This window comes from Cylindrospermopsis sp. CR12, from assembly GCF_001432185.1.
Lineage (GTDB): Bacteria > Cyanobacteriota > Cyanobacteriia > Cyanobacteriales > Nostocaceae > Raphidiopsis > Raphidiopsis raciborskii.
This window is the reverse complement of sequence record NZ_LMVE01000042.1, coordinates 170,863-189,204: the sequence shown is the minus strand read 5'-3', so window position 1 is coordinate 189,204 and position 18,342 is coordinate 170,863. Positions and strand designations below refer to the sequence as shown.

Here is an 18,342-nt window from a genome sequence, read left to right as displayed (position 1 = left end):
AAATCTATTGTGTAGAAACACGAAATAAATGATTATATTTGGCATCATATAGATGCGATCGCCCACTTACGGTAGACAGTGCGGGGCTGATTATATACAAAGTGGTGCGCAGCAGTTTTTGTTCATCGGTGGACTCTGCCATTTTCTCTAGGGGGACAATAAAGATCTTTTCGTCGGGCCATCCTACGCGAAAACAAATAGCTACGGGAGTTTGTGGAGGATAATGTTGTAAAAGTTGGTTTTGGGCACTAGCTACATGACGTGCACTCAAATATAAACACAGACTAGCTTGATGTGCTGCTAAACTGGCCAATTGTTCCTGATCTGGTACTTTTGTTCTTCCACTCACCCGAGTGAGAATAATACTTTGCACCAAATCAGGAACTGTCAACTCTACTTTTAATTTTGCCGCAGCAGCTTGAAAGACACTAACTCCAGGTACTATTTCAAAAGGTATATTCGAAGCGTTAAGTAATTCAATTTGTTCGTGAATAGCACTATATAAACTAACATCTCCTGAGTGAAGACGTACAACAAACTTATTAGATTGAACTGCTGCTATAATTGTGCCTACAATCTCCTCTAAAGTTTTGGTGGCGGTACCGATAACTTGTGCATCTGGACGACAAATATCCAGGATCTGTTGGGGAACCAAAGAGTCAGCGAAAAGTACCAAATCAGCAGCAGCTAATAGCCTTTGTGCTTTCACTGTCAATAAATCTGGGTCTCCAGGTCCTGCACCCACAATATACACTGCTGGTTTTAAGGAGTTAATCATGTTGCATCCAAAATAGGAAACTTCTGCCAATTTTCCCATGAAATTTCTCAATATTTCCGCCATGGTTTTCCGGATTCACCGCTTGCGAGTGGTAGAAAGATATGGTAGATGCACCCTGGTTAAGCCCTGGAGAACACTCTGGGGCATTTTTTATTGGTGGTTATAACTAGGAGATACTACATCAGGTAGGGAGCGTTTGTATACATAAAGCCAGACTAAACCGGCTAAACCCACTACTATTCCCGTTAAGCTAACCAATTGGGCAATTCTTAGAGAACCTAACATGAGACTATCCGTACGTAAACCTTCAATAGCAAATCTTCCTATACTATAGGCTACCCAGTAAACCAAAAATAAGGTTCCGGTTTTTAATTCTGGTTTGCCAGATAAACTCCGAAAAAATAAAGTTAGTAATAGAGCAAATACCATCAAATTCCACAGGGATTCATATAAAAAGGTGGGGTGGAAATACTCAAAATTTACCAAAGCAGGAGGACGATGTTCTGGTGGAATATATAGTTTCCAAGGCAAATCTGTAGGATCACCAAAAGCTTCAGAATTAAAGAAATTCCCCCAACGTCCAATAGCTTGACCTAAAATCAGAGAAGGCGCGACTAAATCTGCCAATTGCCAAAAAGATATTCTTTTAAGTCTGGCAAAGATTAAAGCGGCTATAATACCGCCAAGAATGGCTCCATGAATGGCTATACCACCTTGCCAAATGGCTAGGATTCTCCCGGGAGAACGGGAATATTCTGACCATTGAAATAGGACATAATATAATCTCGCAGCTGGAATAGCTCCCACTACCAGCCAAACGGATAAATCACTGATGATATCGGGATGTAAATGACGACGTTTGGCCAGATGCTGGGCAAGACTAACGCCAATTAATACGGCTGATGCAATTAGCAATCCATACCAACGAATAACAAATGGTCCAAATTCTAATCCAGGTACTACGGGACCTGGGGAGGTGAACTCGAACCCTAACAGTAAGGCGGAGAAATCTACTACCATGCAAGTTACCAAACAATATGTTTCTACTTCACAGGAAACAATTGCAAAATTTATGTAACTAATGTACAATATCACGACATATTAATCAATAAATTCCATCATTCACTTAAAAAGCCTGTTCCTCTAAGGGTATTAAACAGTGTACGCGAACCTGAAATCTTTCTAATTTCTATTCAACATGATTGCTATTTATCCTGGCAGCTTTGACCCTATTACCTTGGGACACCTTGATCTTATTGAACGAGCTACTCGGCTATTTAGTCGGGTCATTGTTGCTGTTCTGCGCAATCCTAACAAAACTCCATTGTTTACTGTGGAGCAGCGTCTGAAGCAGATTAGTTCAGCTACTAGCCATTTACCCAGCGTAGAGGTGGATAGTTTTGATGGATTAACGGTTAACTATGCCCAAATGCGACAAGCGGGGGTTTTATTACGTGGTTTGCGAGCTGTTTCTGATTTTGAGATAGAGTTACAAATGGCCCATACTAATAAAACCCTTTCAACTCAGGTCGAAACTGTTTTTCTCGCCACCTCTAATGAGCATAGCTTTTTAAGTAGTAGTGTGGTGAAAGAAATTGCCAGGTTCGGTGGATCTGTCGACCATCTTGTTCCCCCGCACATTGCTATGGATATATACCAATGCTACAGCCAAATCCCTCTATCCGAAAACCCAATGACCAGGATCTCCCAGTTCCCGAATATTCCCACCCCCAGAGAGTAGTAGACATTCTCCAGGAGCTTAACCGTCTGGAAGATATTATCCTCTCTGGGATGCAAATACCCTTTATCAGTCGTACCCTTATTGATGAGGATAAGTTCCTAGAGCAGTTAGATTTTATTCGGGTTTCTTTACCCTCTGTATTTCAGGAAGCAGCGGAAATTCTCCAAGAAAAGGAGGAGATTATATTGTCAGCGGAAGAATATGCACAACAGGTTATAGAAGCAGCACAAGTCAAAAGGTCTCAAATCTTGGCTGATAACGATATTATTCGCCAAGTAGAACGGGAAACTGTTCAACTCCGTCGTGAAGCACAACAGGAGTGTGATGCCATAATGCAAGACACTCTGGCAGAAATTGAACGTAAACGACGCGATTGTGACCACGAAATGGAAGAGACACGCCAAAATGCGATCGCCCATGCTAGGGAAATCGAAAATGGCGCGGATGAATATGCAGATCGGGTGTTGCAAAATATCGAGGAGGATCTACAAGAAATGTTGCGAATTGTCACTAATGGAAGACTACAACTAGGAGGGGAAAACCGAAAACAGAGTAGTCCAAAGGAATAAGTAACTACCTGCTAACACCAGCTAGGTCTAAAATCGGTGCGATCGCTTCTTCTTTTTTAACTGCCATAATATGTACACCCTGACACAAATCTTTTGCCATTCTTACCTGTTCTGAGGCAATTTTCATACCTTCTTCCAAAGGATATTTGGCTTTGGCTAGGCGCTGGATAATATGGTCGGGTATATTAACGCCAGGAACCATCTTATTAATAAACTGAGCATTTTTCGCTGATTTTAACAGAAAAACACCTGCTAACACGGGTTTATTATAACTAGAAGCAATTTTATCCATAAACTTCTCTAATTTTTCAAAATCAGTAATTAGCTGACTTTGAAAAAATTGTGCCCCTGCTTGCACTTTCCTTTCAAATCTACTCTGTAACCCAGACCAACTTTTAGATTGAGGATCCACTGCTGCTCCAGCAAACAAATCCAAACCTCCATCAACTAAGGTCCTATGATTAAAATCTAGTCCTTGGTTCATATTAGTAATTAATTGTAATAACCGGACAGATTCCAGGTCAAAAACAGCTCTAGCATCCGGATGATCACCAGCTTTGACTGGATCACCCGTCAAAGCTAAAATATTCCTAATACCCAGAGCATGGGCCCCCATCAAGTCAGCTTGCAGTCCAATTCTATTGCGATCGCGACAAGCTAACTGACAGATTGGTTCAATTCCATGTTGGCATAAAATGGCGCATACTGCCAAAGGTGACATACCCAAAACAGCACGACTACCATCAGTAATATTAACAGCATGAACTCTCCCCTTAAGAGTCGCTGACATGGCAATAGTATGGCTGATGTCCCCTCCCTTTGGGGGTGCAACTTCTGCAGTGATTAAAAATTCTCCTGCTTGTACCGCTTCACGGAAGCTAGTGAGAGAATTGCTAGTATGGATAGTGGTGTGATTTTCCTGCATGGTAAAAGTTTTATACTTGAAAGGTTTTATTTTCAGGCTTATAATGGTGCTGTATAGCCCAAAGCCCTCTTAACATCCGCTAAAGTTTGACTGGCTATAGCTTGAGCTTTTTCCCTACCTGCTTTAAGTACAGACTCTAAGTAACCCTTTTCTGTTCTTATCTCTTTGTACTTGTTTTGAATTGGTTCTAGAGCGTTAATAGTTGTTTCTGTAAGTAAAGGTTTAAACTTACCCCATCCCATATCAGCACACTCCCCAGCTACTGCTTCCTTAGTTTTGCCAGATAATAGCATATACAAGGTCAATAAATTATTACATTCAGGACGTGCTGGGTCATCAAAACTCAAACCCCGAACTGGATCGGTTTTACACCGTTTAATTTTATTGGCAATTTGATCTGGTGGATCCAAAACATTAATTCTGCTCAATTCAGAAGGGTCAGACTTAGACATTTTCTTAGTACCATCAGCTAAACTCATTACCCTGGCGCCCTCTTTCCTAATTAAAGGAGCAGGCAACTTCAATACGGGATTCTCTTGGGCAAACAAGTAATTAAACCTATTAACAATATCTCTGGCTAGTTCTAAATGTTGCTTTTGATCTTCACCTACTGGTACCTTATCTGCTTGATACAGCAAAATATCAGCAGCCATTAAAACCGGATAAATCAATAAACCTGTGCCAACATTTTCTCCCTGTTTAACCGCCTTCTCCTTAAACTGGATCATATCCTGTAGCCAGTTCAAAGGAGTAATACAGTTTAGTAACCAACAAAGTTCACTATGGGCAGGTACATGGGACTGTACAAAAATATGTGAGTGCTGTAAATCAATACCACAAGCTAAGTATAAAGCTGCAATAGTGTAGGTATCAGCTGCTAAAGTGGCAGGGTTATGTGGTACAGTGATAGCATGTAAATCTACCACGCAAAAGAAATTATCATACTGGTCTTGCATCTCTACCCAGTTGCGAATAGCACCTAAATAGTTCCCTAAGTGTAAGTTACCAGTTGGTTGAACTCCAGACAAAACGCGTTGCTTACCCATAATTGTTGGTGATTTTTTTTTGCCAACTACCATTCTACCGTTGTTTTTTAGCCTCCCGCAACTAAAGTTGGGGGGAGTTGAATCAACAAGTCGCGCTAAATTCAATTCACATGTATCTTAAATTATGTAGTTTCTGCAAATTTAACATGCTAAGTTTTGGGTGACCTATATTGCATTTTTAGGTCAAAGATCATAGATTATTCAATTATAGGAGATAAGTTACAGGAAAATAATTCCAAATTTATTAAGATAGCCAAGGTACTAAGTCTCCTAATTACTTAAAGTTCAGTGTAAATTAACTTACTTATTTTCTGCGTATTTGCCGAGAGGGGTGATTAAGAGTGCTGGAATTAGTTTTGATATTTATTTAGCGTGTAAGAGTTATAAATGCTTTTTCTTGACACTTTGTGTCGACGGTGCTGTTTACCATGGACAAAATCATTGACCTGGAAATAGTAAGGAAGATCTCAGGTAGTTTCGGCAAAAATTTCCCATCTTGGAGTTATTCTAACCATGCAAGTGAATGAGTCACGCACAAATGCTAATCTGAAGGCAAATATAGAAGCAGAAGCATGGCATTCCTTAGAACAGTCAATTCTTTACTATCAGAAACAACCAGTAGGCACATTAGCAGCTGTTGACCAGTCTGTAGAAGCTTTAAACTATGATCAGTGTTTCGTCAGAGATTTTGTTTCTTCAGCATTGGTATTTTTGATTAAGGGAAGAACGGACATTGTTAAAAATTTTCTAGAGGCCACATTAAAGTTACAGCCTAAACAAAAGGACTTGAATCCCTACAAACCAGGTAGAGGATTAATTCCAGCCAGCTTTAAAGTTGTCACTAACCATGGTGAAGAGCATTTAGAGGCTGATTTTGGAGAACACGCCATAGCTAGGGTGACCCCAGTAGACTCTTGTTTTTGGTGGTTAATCTTATTACGGGCTTATGTGGTAAGTACGAATGATTATGATTTAGCCTACCGACCCGATTTCCAAACAGGTATTCGATTAATTATGGATATTTGTTTAGCAAATCGCTTTGATATGTACCCTACTATATTAGTACCAGATGGTGCTTGTATGATAGATAGGCGCATGGGTATTTACGGACATCCACTGGAAATACAAGTGTTGTTTTTTGCTGCATTACGTGCAGCAAGGGAGTTGTTGGTTTGTGAAGGTAACGAGGATATAGTAGAAGCAATAGACCACAGATTACCATTGTTGGGTGGACATATTCGGGAACACTATTGGATAGATATTAATCGCCTCAGTGACATTTATCGCTTCAAGAGTGAAGAGTACGGAAAAACTGCGGTAAACCTTTTCAATATATATGCTGATTCCCTACCCTATTATAATTTAGATAAATGGTTACCAAGAAAGGGGGGTTACTTTGCGGGTAATGTGGGACCTTCTCAATTGGATACCCGGTTTTTTACCCTGGGTAATTTAATGGCAGTGATTTGTGACTTAGCCACAAAAACACAAGCACAAGCGGTTATGAATTTAATTGAAAAAAGATGGGAAGATTTAGTAGGGGATATGCCAATTAAGATTTGCTTCCCTGCTTTGGAAAATGAAGAGTACAGAGTGGTAACAGGATGTGACCCTAAAAATATACCTTGGTCTTATCACAATGCTGGAAATTGGCCGGTTTTAATGTGGATGTTAGCTGCAGCAGCGGTGAAAACAGGAAGAGTGAGTATGGCCCAAGAGGCGATAGAAATTGCCCAATCCAGACTAAGTGAGGATCAGTGGCCAGAGTATTATGATGGTAAAAAGGGTAGATTAATTGGCAAACAAGCGCGAAAGTACCAAACTTGGACTATTGCGGGATATTTATTGTCTCAGGAAATGATAGAAAATCCTGATTGTTTGTCCTTGGTTAGTTTTGAGAAATTGCCTCCCCAAGGAGCTTTTAAGGCTTGTAAGTTGGAATTTTCCACATAGATACAAGACAAGGATAAGGTTCTAATGAATCCCCGTCTCTTTAGAGCGGGGAAAAGTCAACTATAGTCCCATTTTCTCCATAATTAATTTTTGTACTCTTTCTTTTAAAACACTATTATTATTAATTTCTGCTGTGATTTGATTAAATCTGTCAACGGTGAGACTATGTTGGGATACTGTTTCTTCATATTCATTACAATAGTTGATAGCTATTTTCTGGGCACTTATGGGTAGGAACTTGATACTGTTTGCATCGTTACAAATAATTGTGGGGATGGCTCTGGTATTAATTAGAGTTTTAATCTCTTTAAAGGCTTGCTGACGTTTAGGTTCCATAATCATTACTGTTTGGGCATAGTTAGTGATTTCGCTACTGGTGATAGCCGGGTTTTGACCGTTGGCATTTAGTGGAAAAGTAAAGATTAGACTAGCAGCAGTGAAAATTGACAATAGGGGAAATTTTGACAGCTTAGATAGCATAATAAGAGTTGATAACTAGTACAAAATTGTTGTGACTATGGCACGTAAAATAGAGGCTTTGGGATTATCATTACCTCTTGGTTTAAAATATACAGTCATATTTATGTTAGTAGATTTGATTTATTCTCAGGTTGAAAAGTTCCGGATTTCTGATATAGTTGACAAAGTTCAATTACTTTAGTTTGAAGGGTAAGGATTTCAGAAGCTCCTTGCTTGAGACTAACTTCTAATTCCAACAGTAGAGGTAAGGAAAAAACTAGCTGTTCTACAGATAGAGACTTGACTTCTTGCTGTAAGAAGTAAATCCGTTTAGGATTGCTTACCTCCGCACCCTGGGCGATCGCCTGGGGATTGCGCTCTCCCGATTCCATCATCATTTTTACCCATAGCCAAGTACGGAATTGACCCGTGAGGGTAGCAACTATTCTTAGTCCTGGTTCAGCAGCGCCAATTAAATCTGCTAAAATGCCTAATGCTTTGGCTGAATCACCTGCTTTAATGGCCGCAGCTAATTGGAGGGTGTTGTGAGTGGTATTTCTGACTAGTTGGGTTACAATTGTACTAGTGAGTGGAATATTACTACTGGCTAAATAAAGACGCAATTTTTCTATTTCTGTGTAGAGAAGTCGGCTATCATTACCAATAGATTCCGCCAAAGTTTCAGCAACTTGTGGTGTTAGTTTGATGCCAATATCCTGAGCAGCTTGATTCACAGCTTGGACTAGTAATTCAGTTTTCCAGGGTGGGATGAGGGAAAACTCGCGGAAATCAGCAAATTGTTTGAGTAGTTTTGTGGACTTGAGACGTTCATCGGGTTTGTTGGGACTAGTCACCAACAAAAAGGAACTTTCTGGTATGACGGGTAAGGTGCGTTTTAGTTCCGAGAATATATTCTCCGGACAATTTTGACACAAGTTGGAGTTGATTAACCAAACTAACCTCCCACCAGCTCCAAAACTGGGTGTCATAACTTGATTCAGGGCCTGAATTACAGAATCACCCTGGTCAGGGAGAAAAGTAGTATAATTGAAACTAGTCCATAAAGGGTCAAGAATGCGATCGCGCAGTAAGGTAACTGCTTTTTCTATAGCAAAATCATCTTCACCCCAATAAATATAGATTGGCATGGTTGAATAGAGTGTGAAATCAGAGTATTAGAGACACTTCTATAGTATTGTGATTCTAATGGTATTGTGGAATTCATCTTGGGATTCATTATGAAACAGCTACTTAAACAATTATTCAGCACCCCTCAATACATCACTATCTTGATACTATCAGTATTATTGATGATCGTATCTGTCCCCACCACCCCAGCTGGTGCTACGGGGGTGTATCAAATACCTGATCTGACCCCCAATACTTGGATAGTAGACGAGGGAGATGTAATTAGTCGCTTTAACGAGGGGCAAATTACTAGTGCTTTTCAAGACCTGTCTCGAAAAACCGGTAAGGAAGTGCGAATAGTAACTATTCATCGGTTCGACTACGGAGAAACACCACAGAGCTTTGCTCAGGCCTTATTCACCAAATGGTTTCCCACACCTGAAACCCAGGCAAATCAATCCATTCTAGTGGTTGATACCTTAACAAATGGGGCCACCATCGTGAGTGGAGAACAGGTGAAAACTCTCTTGACCGATGAAATAGCTACCAGTGTTACGGAAAAAACCCTGGGAATAGAATTGCGTTCTGGCAATAAATACAACCAAGGATTGCTTAATGTGCGCGATCGCCTGGTAGCAGTGCTTTCTGGTGAACCTGATCCTGGTCCACCGGAGGAGAAAGAAAGCATCCAGGTAGAAGGGACATTTGCCACAGCAGAGCAGACTAATAAGAACAAGAGCAATTCTACTGCGTGGGTAGTAGGACTGTTAATTGCAGCGACGGTTATTCCCATGGCCACCTATTACATATACCAAATCAATCAACCATCCAAGGAAGGTTAAGACCACTCCCCCACAAATACTTAATCCTGCACGTACTCCTTTCCGGTAACTAAAGCCACCTCAGCTCGGACAAATTCCCGTCCCAAGTAGGCTGCATGGTTTAGGAAGCTAACAGGACAAGGTTCGGTTTGTTCAAAGATTTTCACACACAATTCTTTGGCAGTACGACCACTGAAAACAGTTGTGTGATTTCTTTCCACCTTACCTCGTGCAGGAATGACCTTACCGGTTTCTGGGTCCACAGCTAAACCACGTTCATCAATAAAATTAGTAAAGTGTTTAGCATGAATTAAACGCTCATTGGCATCTATATATATTATAAAGTAACCATGAGGGTCAAGGTCAATGTGACGTTGGGAAAGTTTATCGTCAATAGCAGTTAAATCGTCAATTATTAAATCCATGATTGTAGAAAAATATGTCCATATTTTCTTATCTTACAGATACAAGGTAATTTTTTGTCGATTGTTTTTAACAGGGATTAGGATTGAAAGGTAGATCTGCGTTCATAGCTGTTATCTGTTGTGCTTCATGATTATTTGCCTGGGAAATATAACGGCGTAAAAGTTGACCCAAGTGGTTATGATAAAAGCGGTGCAAACTGTGATTGGGAGTAGCTGGAAAACCTCGCCGTTGCTTGTGTCTACCACCTGCACCCGGATCGAAAATTTGGATTTTACGGGATATAGCCCACTCGATGGGTGTATAATAACAAGCATCAAAGTGGAGACAATCTATTTCTTGAAAACTTCCCCAGTAACGTCCATATAACCTGTCGTCTTTAAATAAACAAAAAGACATTCCTAAAGGTTGGCTTGTGGATTGCTGATTATGGGCGGCAAAAAATACTACCCGATGGCGATAATTAAGATATAGACTTTCAAAAAACCTTTTAGTTAGATACTTACTACCCCACCAACCGAACTTATCACAGGTATCAGAGTAAAATTCGTACATTAATGGAAATAAAGACTGAGGAATCTCCTCACCTGTGACAGCTTGGAGTTTTAACCCCGCTGTTTCCACCGCTTTACGTTCTCTTTTAATATTCCTCCTTTGGTTAGCATTAAAGATTTTTAAATAATCCTCAAAACTGGCAAAACCGTCATTTTGCCAAATATAGCTATGGTGTAACCAGGGGGTAAAACCCTGTTTTTCTAGCACTAATTGCCATTGGGGGTCAACATATAAAAAATGACAGCCAGAAATATTGTGCCTAACACAAAAATCATCAATTTCGCGAACCATAACCGCTGTGATTTCTTCCTCATCCTCTCCAGGAGCAATTAGAAAGCGATAACCTTCAGCAGGAGTAAGGGGTGACATTCCCAATAACTTTGGGTAGTAGTCCACACCTATACGATAAGCTAAGTCTGCCCACTGATGATCAAAAACAAATTCTCCTTGACTATGCCCTTTAATATAAAGAGGAGCTGCACCGATTAATACATTATCACGCCATAACGTTAAATGGTTTGGTAACCAGCCAGTGTTAGCAGTGACGCTATGGGAACTTTCCATATTATGTAACCAGCACCATTCCAAAAAGGGGGTTTTTAGGGGTATTGCTAAAGCATCCCAAGCAGTTTGAGGAATTTGGCTAATGTGATCACTCCATTGTACAGAATAGTTAGATTTCACTTGTTTTACCATGGTTAGTTTGGGAGATTATCGGAGGATGACAAGGTAGGTTCCTCCCACTCAGATAATTGTCTATTTACCGCATTTGCAAAATCCTTAGATACCAACAAAACCTCTATACTTTGACTATTGCTATCAGTACAATTAACTTTTGCATATAATAAAGTATTATTAAAGTTAGGTTTACCAAGAACGAGTTGATGCTTTTCTTGACTTTGAAGTTTAATATCAATAACCGCAAAAGGTTTATCTAGTCCAAACTCGCTTAATCGGCTAACTGGGACGGGGATGATATTTTCAGTTTTACCCTTAGTCAATAAATCTGTCAAATAGGAAACTATGGCTTTTTGTGCTGGCTTGGGCGTAGTGGATGGAGGTAGTTTCACTAACCAATTTGGCGGTTCGGATTTGCTCCTCTGTTCTAAATCCAATGTATAGTCTTGGGTTTTAATGGTTATTGACTGAATATCACCGGTATTAAAAGAAAAAATTTGCTTTTTTTCCCGTTGATTAGATTCTTGAGAATTGTTAGGTTGATTTATTTGTTTTTGGGTATTTTGTGCAACTTGTTCTAATTGACTCTTGCGTTTCATTTCATCAAAGTAGACAAAACCACCTAAAGCTAGGGCTAAAATTACTAAAACTAAAGTCGTGCGCTTCATTTTGCTCCAAAAAGGTAAGAAAAATAAACAATTATCAATTATCTTCTGAACCACCATATAACAACACTGCTCAAAAACCCAATGAGAGGTAAAATTAGTAGAGAGGAAACACCCAGCAAATTGGCTTTCATATTCGACATAATAATCCGACGGTTTGTTTGTTCCTTGGGTCGAATGGACAAAGGTTGTTCCTCTTTTTGACTCAACCAACTAACTGAATTGAGAAATACATCTCCATTCAATTGTTGCTGAAATAACCCATCCCTGGCAAACTGTGAATTGCCAAAAATAACCAATCGAGATTCTCGAGTCTTAGCTGGGGAATTTTCCTGCATGGGAGATGCTAACTTCTTAGTTAATGCTACACCTAATGTTAAAGGACCCTTTAAATCCTTACCTTCGTTAAACTCCAGCTTTTCGTTTTCTTGATCACTTTCAGCCCAACTATCAGGATATGCTTTAGTTCTGAGTAGAGGGGTAGACTGGATACCAGGAGTAGGTTCTACAAGAATAGGACGTGCGATAGGATAAAAAGAAATACCGTTGCGAAAATCCTGGGTGATGGGGTGTTGTCCATATTCGGTAATCAAAGGAGAAGCAGGTCCTAGTCCTAAATTTCCTCCAGTGATATCAATAGCCAATCGGTTGTCTAATTGCACACCCCAACTTTTTAGTAAAGTATCAAGTTTTGGGTCATGATTTGGGTCAATCATGAGCATAAGATTGCCACCAATATTCAGATAGTTTTCCAAAGCTGTAATTTCACCTGGCAATAATTCCCGTTTGGGACTGGCAATTACCACAACCCCAGCGTCTGCAGGGACTGTAGTTTGTTGGGTTAAGCTTAGAGCTAGAGGGGTAAAATTATTATCTGTTAATCCTTGAATAGCTTGGGATATGGAATTCTCAGGATTTTTAGAGTTGGCAATTTCTAATTCACCGTGACCTTGTAAAAGGTAAACTTTAGGAGAATCGTTGCTGATAATCTTTTGTAGTTGACTGGTTAACTTGACTTCTGATAGACGTTCATTTTCATTCACATTTTGTACCAACTGATGTTTATTATTATATTCAAGATACACTTTACCAAAATCATTGACTCCAAATTTTTCTGCCAAACCTGGTCTCGTTTGAGGATCAACATATTCAAAGCTAAATTGGGGATTTTGTTGACCATACCTTTTTAGTAATTCTTGATCCTCTGGATTTTTTTCCCTAGTGAATAACCAAAGTTTGGCTGGTTCAGGTAAGGTGCGCAGTATTTCTTGAGATTGGGGCGCTAGGGTAAATAACTGGGTTTCTGTTAGGTCTAACCGAATGTGATAGCGATTACCTAAAAAATTGATTAATCCTAGAATTGTTAGGACAGCTAATATGGCAATTACAGCATTGGTGTTTGACTGGGTAGAACGTTGTTGCCAAAACTGACTTTTGTGAGCTTGCACCAGTACCCAAAAAAGACAAATTACCACCCCAGCAGTAATAAACCCTAGAGGGAGAATAGTCCATTGGGATGTAGTGCCAATCGTTAACCCCAGAGCCAAAAAGAATGGTCCTAATAAGAATCCGAATACAATCAGTGGTTTGATGAAGTTGATTTTAAGTACTTGTCTCATTTTTAGTTATGTAAATCTCCGATGATTGTGACTCTTACTAAGGTGACTATTGGCGTTGAAAACGCAGAGCATCTATTGATTGAGCAGTCAGAAAAATTCCCAGAATAATATAGCTGGCAAATAGTATGAAGCTACTGCTATCTAAAATTCCCTTGATTAAGGTGTTGTAGTGTTTTAACAGGGATAGATAACTGAGAATTTGTCCTAGTAAGCCTGGTAATGCTTGTGATAGGGACTCTATTAATAAGATTAGGATAACCACTACAAAGGTCAAGATTGCTGCTAAAACAGTGCTACTTGTTAAGGAGGAAATGAACATTCCCAAGGATAAAATTGACGCAGCTAGGAGTATTAGTCCTAGATTGCTAATTAAAGGAATGACCAAAGATATGGATGGACTTGATTCGCTAATGACTATGATCTGTAGTCCTATTATTGGTAAGATCATACTGATGAAAAAGGTTAAAACTCCCAACAGTTTACCTAGAGCTACCGCCCAATTAGTAATTGGTGAGGTGGCTAACAATTCTAAGGTTCCTAATTTCCTTTCTTCTGCGTAAAGTCCCATGGAAAGAATAGGTAACACAAATAATAATAACCAACTTATCCGATCTAAGAATGCCCTAATAAACTCGTATGGTACGTCTATGGGAGGAATGGGTACTCCAAATTGTTGTCCTTGTAAATCATACATGGCAACTGTAGGTAAAATCCCTCCCGGACCTAATAGTATAAGTATGAAAAATACACTGGCAATAAACCAAAATATTCCCGCTATTCCATAAGCTAATGGTGATACAAAATAACTTTGTAATTCTCGTCGATAAATGGCAATTATATTAGGAATTATGATAGCTATATTACCCATATTAAATGTTGTCTCCTGAGGTTTGTGCTAGGTCTTTCGCTTCTACAAACTGAGATAAGATTTTTTCTTCAGTAGTGAGTCTCAAAAATACATCTTCTAGACTAGCACCAATTCGACGCATTTCGTGTAACTCAAATCCACCGTGAATTAATGCAGATGCTATATAATTTCCCAAATTCGATCCTGGTTCTGATAAAACACGCAGAATAGGATTCTGACATGTACTCAAGTTAGGCATGGATTCTACTAAACTTACCCCCGGTATATTTTGTAAAACTTGTTTAGCCAGGTCAACTTCCCCAGAAATAGTCAGCTCATAACCAGAACCTTGTGTTAACTTTGTCATCAGGTTTTCTGGACTGTTAGTAGCCACGATTTGACCACGGTTAATAATGGCTACTCGGTTACAGGTCATACTTACTTCCGGGAGAATGTGAGTGGAAAGAATAATGGTGTGTGTACCCGCTAAACTTTTAATCAGGTTTCGCACTTCGATAATTTGTCTGGGATCTAATCCCACCGTGGGTTCATCCAGAATAATAGCCGGGGGATCGTGAACAATGGCCTGGGCTATTCCCACTCTTTGACGAAATCCCTTGGAAAGCTTACGAATAATTACTTGACGCTTTTCTGTAATATTGCACCTGGCCATGGCAGCTTTCACTTTTGTCGGGCGATCGCCTGCTGGAATACCTTTAATTTGAGCCACGAAGTACAAAAAACCTTCCACAGTCATTTCGGGGTATAAGGGAGGTGTCTCTGGCAAATAACCGATTTTTTGGCGTACTGCTAGGGAATTATCCTGGACATCATATCCAGCAATTTTAACCGTTCCCTTACTAGGGGGGAGATAACCGGCCAAAATCCTCATGGTTGTGGTTTTACCTGCACCATTAGGACCCAAAAATCCCAGAATTTCACCGGGTTCTACTTTGAAGGTGACATCTGTGATTGCAAGGGTAGAACCATATATTTTACTCAGGTGATCAACTTCTATCATGAATTGTATACTGACAAGGTTGAAGACGGCATAATTTTTCTACTCTATTATACTCGCGGAAAAATTGTCTTATGGGGCGTTTTTATTCTCTAATTTTGATGGCAAATCCTATACTATTTATATTATATTACTACTTTTTAGGTGTTAACGTGTATTATGAAACTTGCTTCATTATATGTAAATCCTATAACCGGTAATGATAGCAATAATGGTTCACAGTTGAGTCCATTTAAAACTATCACCCGTGCCTTAAAAACTATCCCATCTCCAGGAATTATACGCTTGTCTGAGGGAAGCTATAGTACCCAAACCCGGGAGATTTTTCCCCTGGTTATCCCCCAAGGAGTTGTGCTGCTGGGTAATGAGTCTAAAAAGGGTGAAGGGATTATTATTACCGGAGGGGGTGAATATCAAAGTCCCAGTTTTGGTCTACAAAACATTACCTTGTTATTTTCCGGTAATGGAAGTATACTGGGTATAACGGTCACTAACTCTGTAAGTAAAGGAACTGGAATTTGGATTGAATCCGCAGCACCAACCTTAGCTAATAATACTTTGTGTAAATGTGGTCGGGAAGGAATATTGAGTACTGGTCAATCTAAACCGGCGATTTTGAATAATGTTTTTATACAGAATATTGCCAGCGGTTTAATGATGGCACGTTCTAGCAAGGGAGAGGTTTTGCGCAATGTGTTTGAAAATAATCCTGTGGGAATAGCTATTACGGATTTAGCCGCACCTTTGATTGCTAATAACAAGTTGGGGAAAAACCAAATCGGAATGGCAATCTCCCGCGATGCTAGTCCAGTATTGCGGGGGAATTTAATTTATCAAAATACCCAATGTGGTTTATCAATTAATGGTAATGCCATCCCTGACCTTGGCAAACCACAGGATCCTGCAGGCAATATTTTTCGGGAACAGGAAAATTTTGATGTTCAAAATAGTTCATCTCAAAGTCTAATTTCCGTAGGTAATCAACTCAATACGTCTCAGATTAAAGGATTGTTAGAACTGGTAGCAGCCACCAATGATACAATTATTCCAGTTATCAGTAGTAGCTTCTCTGACCTTTATGCACACTGGGCTACAGCTTTTATTACAGCTTTAGTAGCAAAGGGGTTTATTGGCGGTTTTCCTGATGGCACTTTTCAACCTAATACACCTATTACTCGTGCCCAATATGCGGCCTTGGTTAAGAAAACTTTTCAACTACCAGATAGTCAGAATCTAAATAGGTTTAAAGATGTTAGAACCGATTTCTGGGCTAATTCAGCTATTGCTAGTGCAGCTGATGGGGGTTTTTTAAGTGGTTTTCCTGATGGTACTTTTAGACCAGGACAAAACTTAACTAGGGTTCAAGCTATAGTATCTATTGTTAATGGCTTAAAACTCACTGGCAGCAATCCTAATGGTTTACTAATTTATGGCGATCGCGCACAAATTCCTAGTTATGCCATTAATGCAACAACCATTGCCACTCAAAAACTGCTAGTCCTGAATTATCCTCAGACAGATTTATTGGAACCCCTGAGAGAAATAACCCGTGCGGAAGTAGCAACCCTAATTTACCAAGCTTTAGTGGCTAAAGGTGAAGCAGAAGCTATAGCTTCCCCTTACATTGTCAAACCCGACAAGGAACAACCTTCTTTTTCTGATTTAGTGGGGCACTGGGCAGAAGCATATATTAGAGCATTAGTTAGCATGAATCTTACCAGTGGTTTTGCTGACGGTAGTTATCAACCAGATAAACCCATGACCAGATCTCAGTATGCAGCTTTAATAGCAGCTGCTTTCAACCCGGTAGCTAAACGACCAACTGTGGATTTTATAGACATTCCCAGTGACTTTTGGGCGGTCAAAGCTATTCAGATAGCTTCTAGTGGAGGATTTATTGCTGGATTTAGTGACCGGACTTTTCGTCCCGATCAAAACATCCAGAGAATACAAGTCATTGTCTCTCTGGTGAACGGACTGGGACTGGTTCCTAACCAGAATCACTCTTCCCTTAGTTATACGGATAAAAATGCTATCCCAGAATATGCCAAAGTGGCTGTGATCGCAGCAAGTCAACAAAATATAGTTATCAATTATCCAGATCCAAAAATACTGTCACCCACAAAGGAAGCTACCAGAGCAGAGGTAGCAGCTATGACATATCAGGCACTATTAGCTATAAAAAGGGTTAAACCCATTGCTGAGAGTTGATTTTTAATGGTTTATTCTGGGACTAACCATTAGAATATGTAACATCTATGTTATACAAAAATCGTCCTGTAGCTCACAATACATTGAAGTAAATACAACCAGTGAAATGTTGACAGAAAGACTGACACTTATCGCCTAAAGGTTACTACCCAGAAATCATCCCTGGAAAATTAAGACCCCATGCTAACAAAATTCCCCAGTCCTTATGATGAATTAGCAGTTAACTTATTAGTCCACTATGGTTTTGACTTGAATGGACACACTGCCATTGACCTAGTTACCTACTGGGGTAAAGAATATCCCCATGATTGGTTACATATAGGAATTATAGAAGCTCTATATCAGGGACGGTATAAAGCAATCTCAGTGCAGCAAATATTGACATTTTGGCAACGAAGAGGATGCGTCTATTATCATTTCAATACGGAATTTGAACGAATGATTTGTAACAAGTTCCCACAAATTCTCAAGCAGGACTCGGGTACTGTTTTATCTGTTGGAACATCATTAAACTTGGCCCGTCCACGTAATGGAGTTAAAAAAGTGTCCTCCCACTCTGATAATTATCACTTTCAGAATAATGATTTATCGGAAGATTTATTTATGGAAACCTATCTAGCATCACCTCCCATACTACCCCAGACGAGAAATTTTCCATATAATAGTAGTGCGCCTTTAAAAGATGTAATTAATCATGAAAGCTTATCTGCACCGGAACCTTTATCAGAAGTAATACCCGTTAATATTAATCACCCTCCAATTGGTCAATTTACACCCGAAAGTACCAACAATTCGGAATTATTTACGTCTAAACTTATAGCTATGACTATCAACTAGGCAAAATTGCTTCTTAATTGATTACTGGTAGTTATATAATTAAGATAATTTGCTAGACTGTTGAAAACT

18 protein-coding genes are annotated in these 18,342 nt (G+C 39.5%); 6 read left to right on the top strand and 12 right to left on the bottom strand.

Annotation, left to right across the window (positions count from 1 at the left end):
- Positions 1-4: 4 nt before the first annotated feature.
- Together cobM and lgt are read right to left on the bottom strand one after the other, a co-directional pair.
- Complete coding sequence (gene cobM / locus ASL19_RS05395; protein WP_369814498.1) at positions 5-841, bottom strand: precorrin-4 C(11)-methyltransferase; 837 nt, start codon at positions 839-841, stop codon at positions 5-7.
- Positions 842-928: 87 nt separating this feature from the next.
- Entirely contained in the window at positions 929-1,798 is an 870-nt protein-coding gene (gene lgt / locus ASL19_RS05390; RefSeq protein ID WP_006275929.1) for a prolipoprotein diacylglyceryl transferase, read from the bottom strand.
- A 178-nt stretch (positions 1,799-1,976) separates the two neighbouring features.
- Between lgt and coaD the strand changes: the two genes are divergently transcribed.
- The gene (coaD, locus tag ASL19_RS05385; protein ID WP_006275930.1) at positions 1,977-2,519 is read left to right on the top strand and encodes a pantetheine-phosphate adenylyltransferase; all 543 of its coding nucleotides are present in this window, start codon (positions 1,977-1,979) and stop codon (positions 2,517-2,519) included.
- Complete coding sequence (locus tag ASL19_RS05380; protein ID WP_040008047.1) at positions 2,438-3,088, top strand: hypothetical protein; 651 nt, start codon at positions 2,438-2,440, stop codon at positions 3,086-3,088. Before coaD ends, ASL19_RS05380 begins: the two co-directional genes overlap by 82 nt.
- Before the next feature lie 4 nt (positions 3,089-3,092).
- On the opposite strand, the gene ASL19_RS05375 is transcribed toward ASL19_RS05380, so the two are convergent.
- Complete coding sequence (locus tag ASL19_RS05375) at positions 3,093-4,013, bottom strand: methylenetetrahydrofolate reductase (RefSeq protein ID WP_057177542.1); 921 nt, start codon at positions 4,011-4,013, stop codon at positions 3,093-3,095.
- Between the two features lie 38 nt (positions 4,014-4,051).
- Complete coding sequence (trpS, locus tag ASL19_RS05370; protein WP_057177598.1) at positions 4,052-5,059, bottom strand: tryptophan--tRNA ligase; 1,008 nt, start codon at positions 5,057-5,059, stop codon at positions 4,052-4,054.
- A 513-nt stretch (positions 5,060-5,572) separates the two neighbouring features.
- On the opposite strand from trpS, the gene ASL19_RS05365 reads away from it, so the two are divergent.
- The gene (locus ASL19_RS05365) at positions 5,573-7,012 is read left to right on the top strand and encodes a glycoside hydrolase 100 family protein (protein WP_057177541.1); all 1,440 of its coding nucleotides are present in this window, start codon (positions 5,573-5,575) and stop codon (positions 7,010-7,012) included.
- 60 nt (positions 7,013-7,072) lie between these two features.
- On the opposite strand, the gene ASL19_RS05360 is transcribed toward ASL19_RS05365, so the two are convergent.
- Positions 7,073-7,492, bottom strand: a complete 420-nt coding sequence (locus ASL19_RS05360) for a DUF4168 domain-containing protein (RefSeq protein WP_006275936.1) — start codon at positions 7,490-7,492, stop codon at positions 7,073-7,075.
- Between the two features lie 101 nt (positions 7,493-7,593).
- Positions 7,594-8,619, bottom strand: a complete 1,026-nt coding sequence (gene holA, locus ASL19_RS05355; RefSeq protein ID WP_057177540.1) for a DNA polymerase III subunit delta — start codon at positions 8,617-8,619, stop codon at positions 7,594-7,596.
- Positions 8,620-8,709: 90 nt separating this feature from the next.
- Between holA and psb32 the strand changes: the two genes are divergently transcribed.
- A complete protein-coding gene (psb32, locus tag ASL19_RS05350) occupies positions 8,710-9,441 on the top strand; it encodes a photosystem II repair protein Psb32 (RefSeq protein WP_006275938.1) in 732 nt (243 codons plus the stop codon).
- Between the two features lie 20 nt (positions 9,442-9,461).
- On the opposite strand, the gene ASL19_RS05345 is transcribed toward psb32, so the two are convergent.
- From ASL19_RS05345 to ASL19_RS05320, 6 genes are all read right to left on the bottom strand, one after another.
- Positions 9,462-9,845 carry a DUF4346 domain-containing protein gene (locus ASL19_RS05345; protein WP_006278591.1) on the bottom strand — a complete coding sequence of 128 codons (384 nt, stop codon included), beginning with the start codon at positions 9,843-9,845 and terminating at the stop codon, positions 9,462-9,464.
- 67 nt (positions 9,846-9,912) lie between these two features.
- Positions 9,913-11,094, bottom strand: coding sequence for a GNAT family N-acetyltransferase (locus ASL19_RS05340; protein WP_057177539.1), 1,182 nt, complete (start codon positions 11,092-11,094; stop codon positions 9,913-9,915).
- A 2-nt stretch (positions 11,095-11,096) separates the two neighbouring features.
- Positions 11,097-11,744 (bottom strand): DUF4340 domain-containing protein, encoded by a 648-nt coding sequence (locus ASL19_RS05335; protein WP_057177597.1) that lies wholly within the window; start codon positions 11,742-11,744, stop codon positions 11,097-11,099.
- Positions 11,745-11,782: 38 nt separating this feature from the next.
- The gene (locus ASL19_RS05330; protein ID WP_057177538.1) at positions 11,783-13,360 is read right to left on the bottom strand and encodes a Gldg family protein; all 1,578 of its coding nucleotides are present in this window, start codon (positions 13,358-13,360) and stop codon (positions 11,783-11,785) included.
- 46 nt (positions 13,361-13,406) lie between these two features.
- Positions 13,407-14,228 carry an ABC transporter permease gene (locus tag ASL19_RS05325; protein ID WP_276613031.1) on the bottom strand — a complete coding sequence of 274 codons (822 nt, stop codon included), beginning with the start codon at positions 14,226-14,228 and terminating at the stop codon, positions 13,407-13,409.
- A gap of 1 nt (position 14,229) precedes the next feature.
- On the bottom strand, positions 14,230-15,228 hold the full coding sequence (locus ASL19_RS05320) for an ABC transporter ATP-binding protein (RefSeq protein WP_057177537.1): 999 nt from the start codon (positions 15,226-15,228) through the stop codon (positions 14,230-14,232).
- A 156-nt stretch (positions 15,229-15,384) separates the two neighbouring features.
- On the opposite strand from ASL19_RS05320, the gene ASL19_RS05315 reads away from it, so the two are divergent.
- Together ASL19_RS05315 and ASL19_RS05310 are read left to right on the top strand one after the other, a co-directional pair.
- Positions 15,385-17,436 carry an S-layer homology domain-containing protein gene (locus tag ASL19_RS05315; protein WP_057177536.1) on the top strand — a complete coding sequence of 684 codons (2,052 nt, stop codon included), beginning with the start codon at positions 15,385-15,387 and terminating at the stop codon, positions 17,434-17,436.
- Positions 17,437-17,616: 180 nt separating this feature from the next.
- Positions 17,617-18,273, top strand: a complete 657-nt coding sequence (locus ASL19_RS05310) for a hypothetical protein (protein ID WP_057177535.1) — start codon at positions 17,617-17,619, stop codon at positions 18,271-18,273.
- The last annotated feature ends 69 nt before the right edge of the window (positions 18,274-18,342 follow it).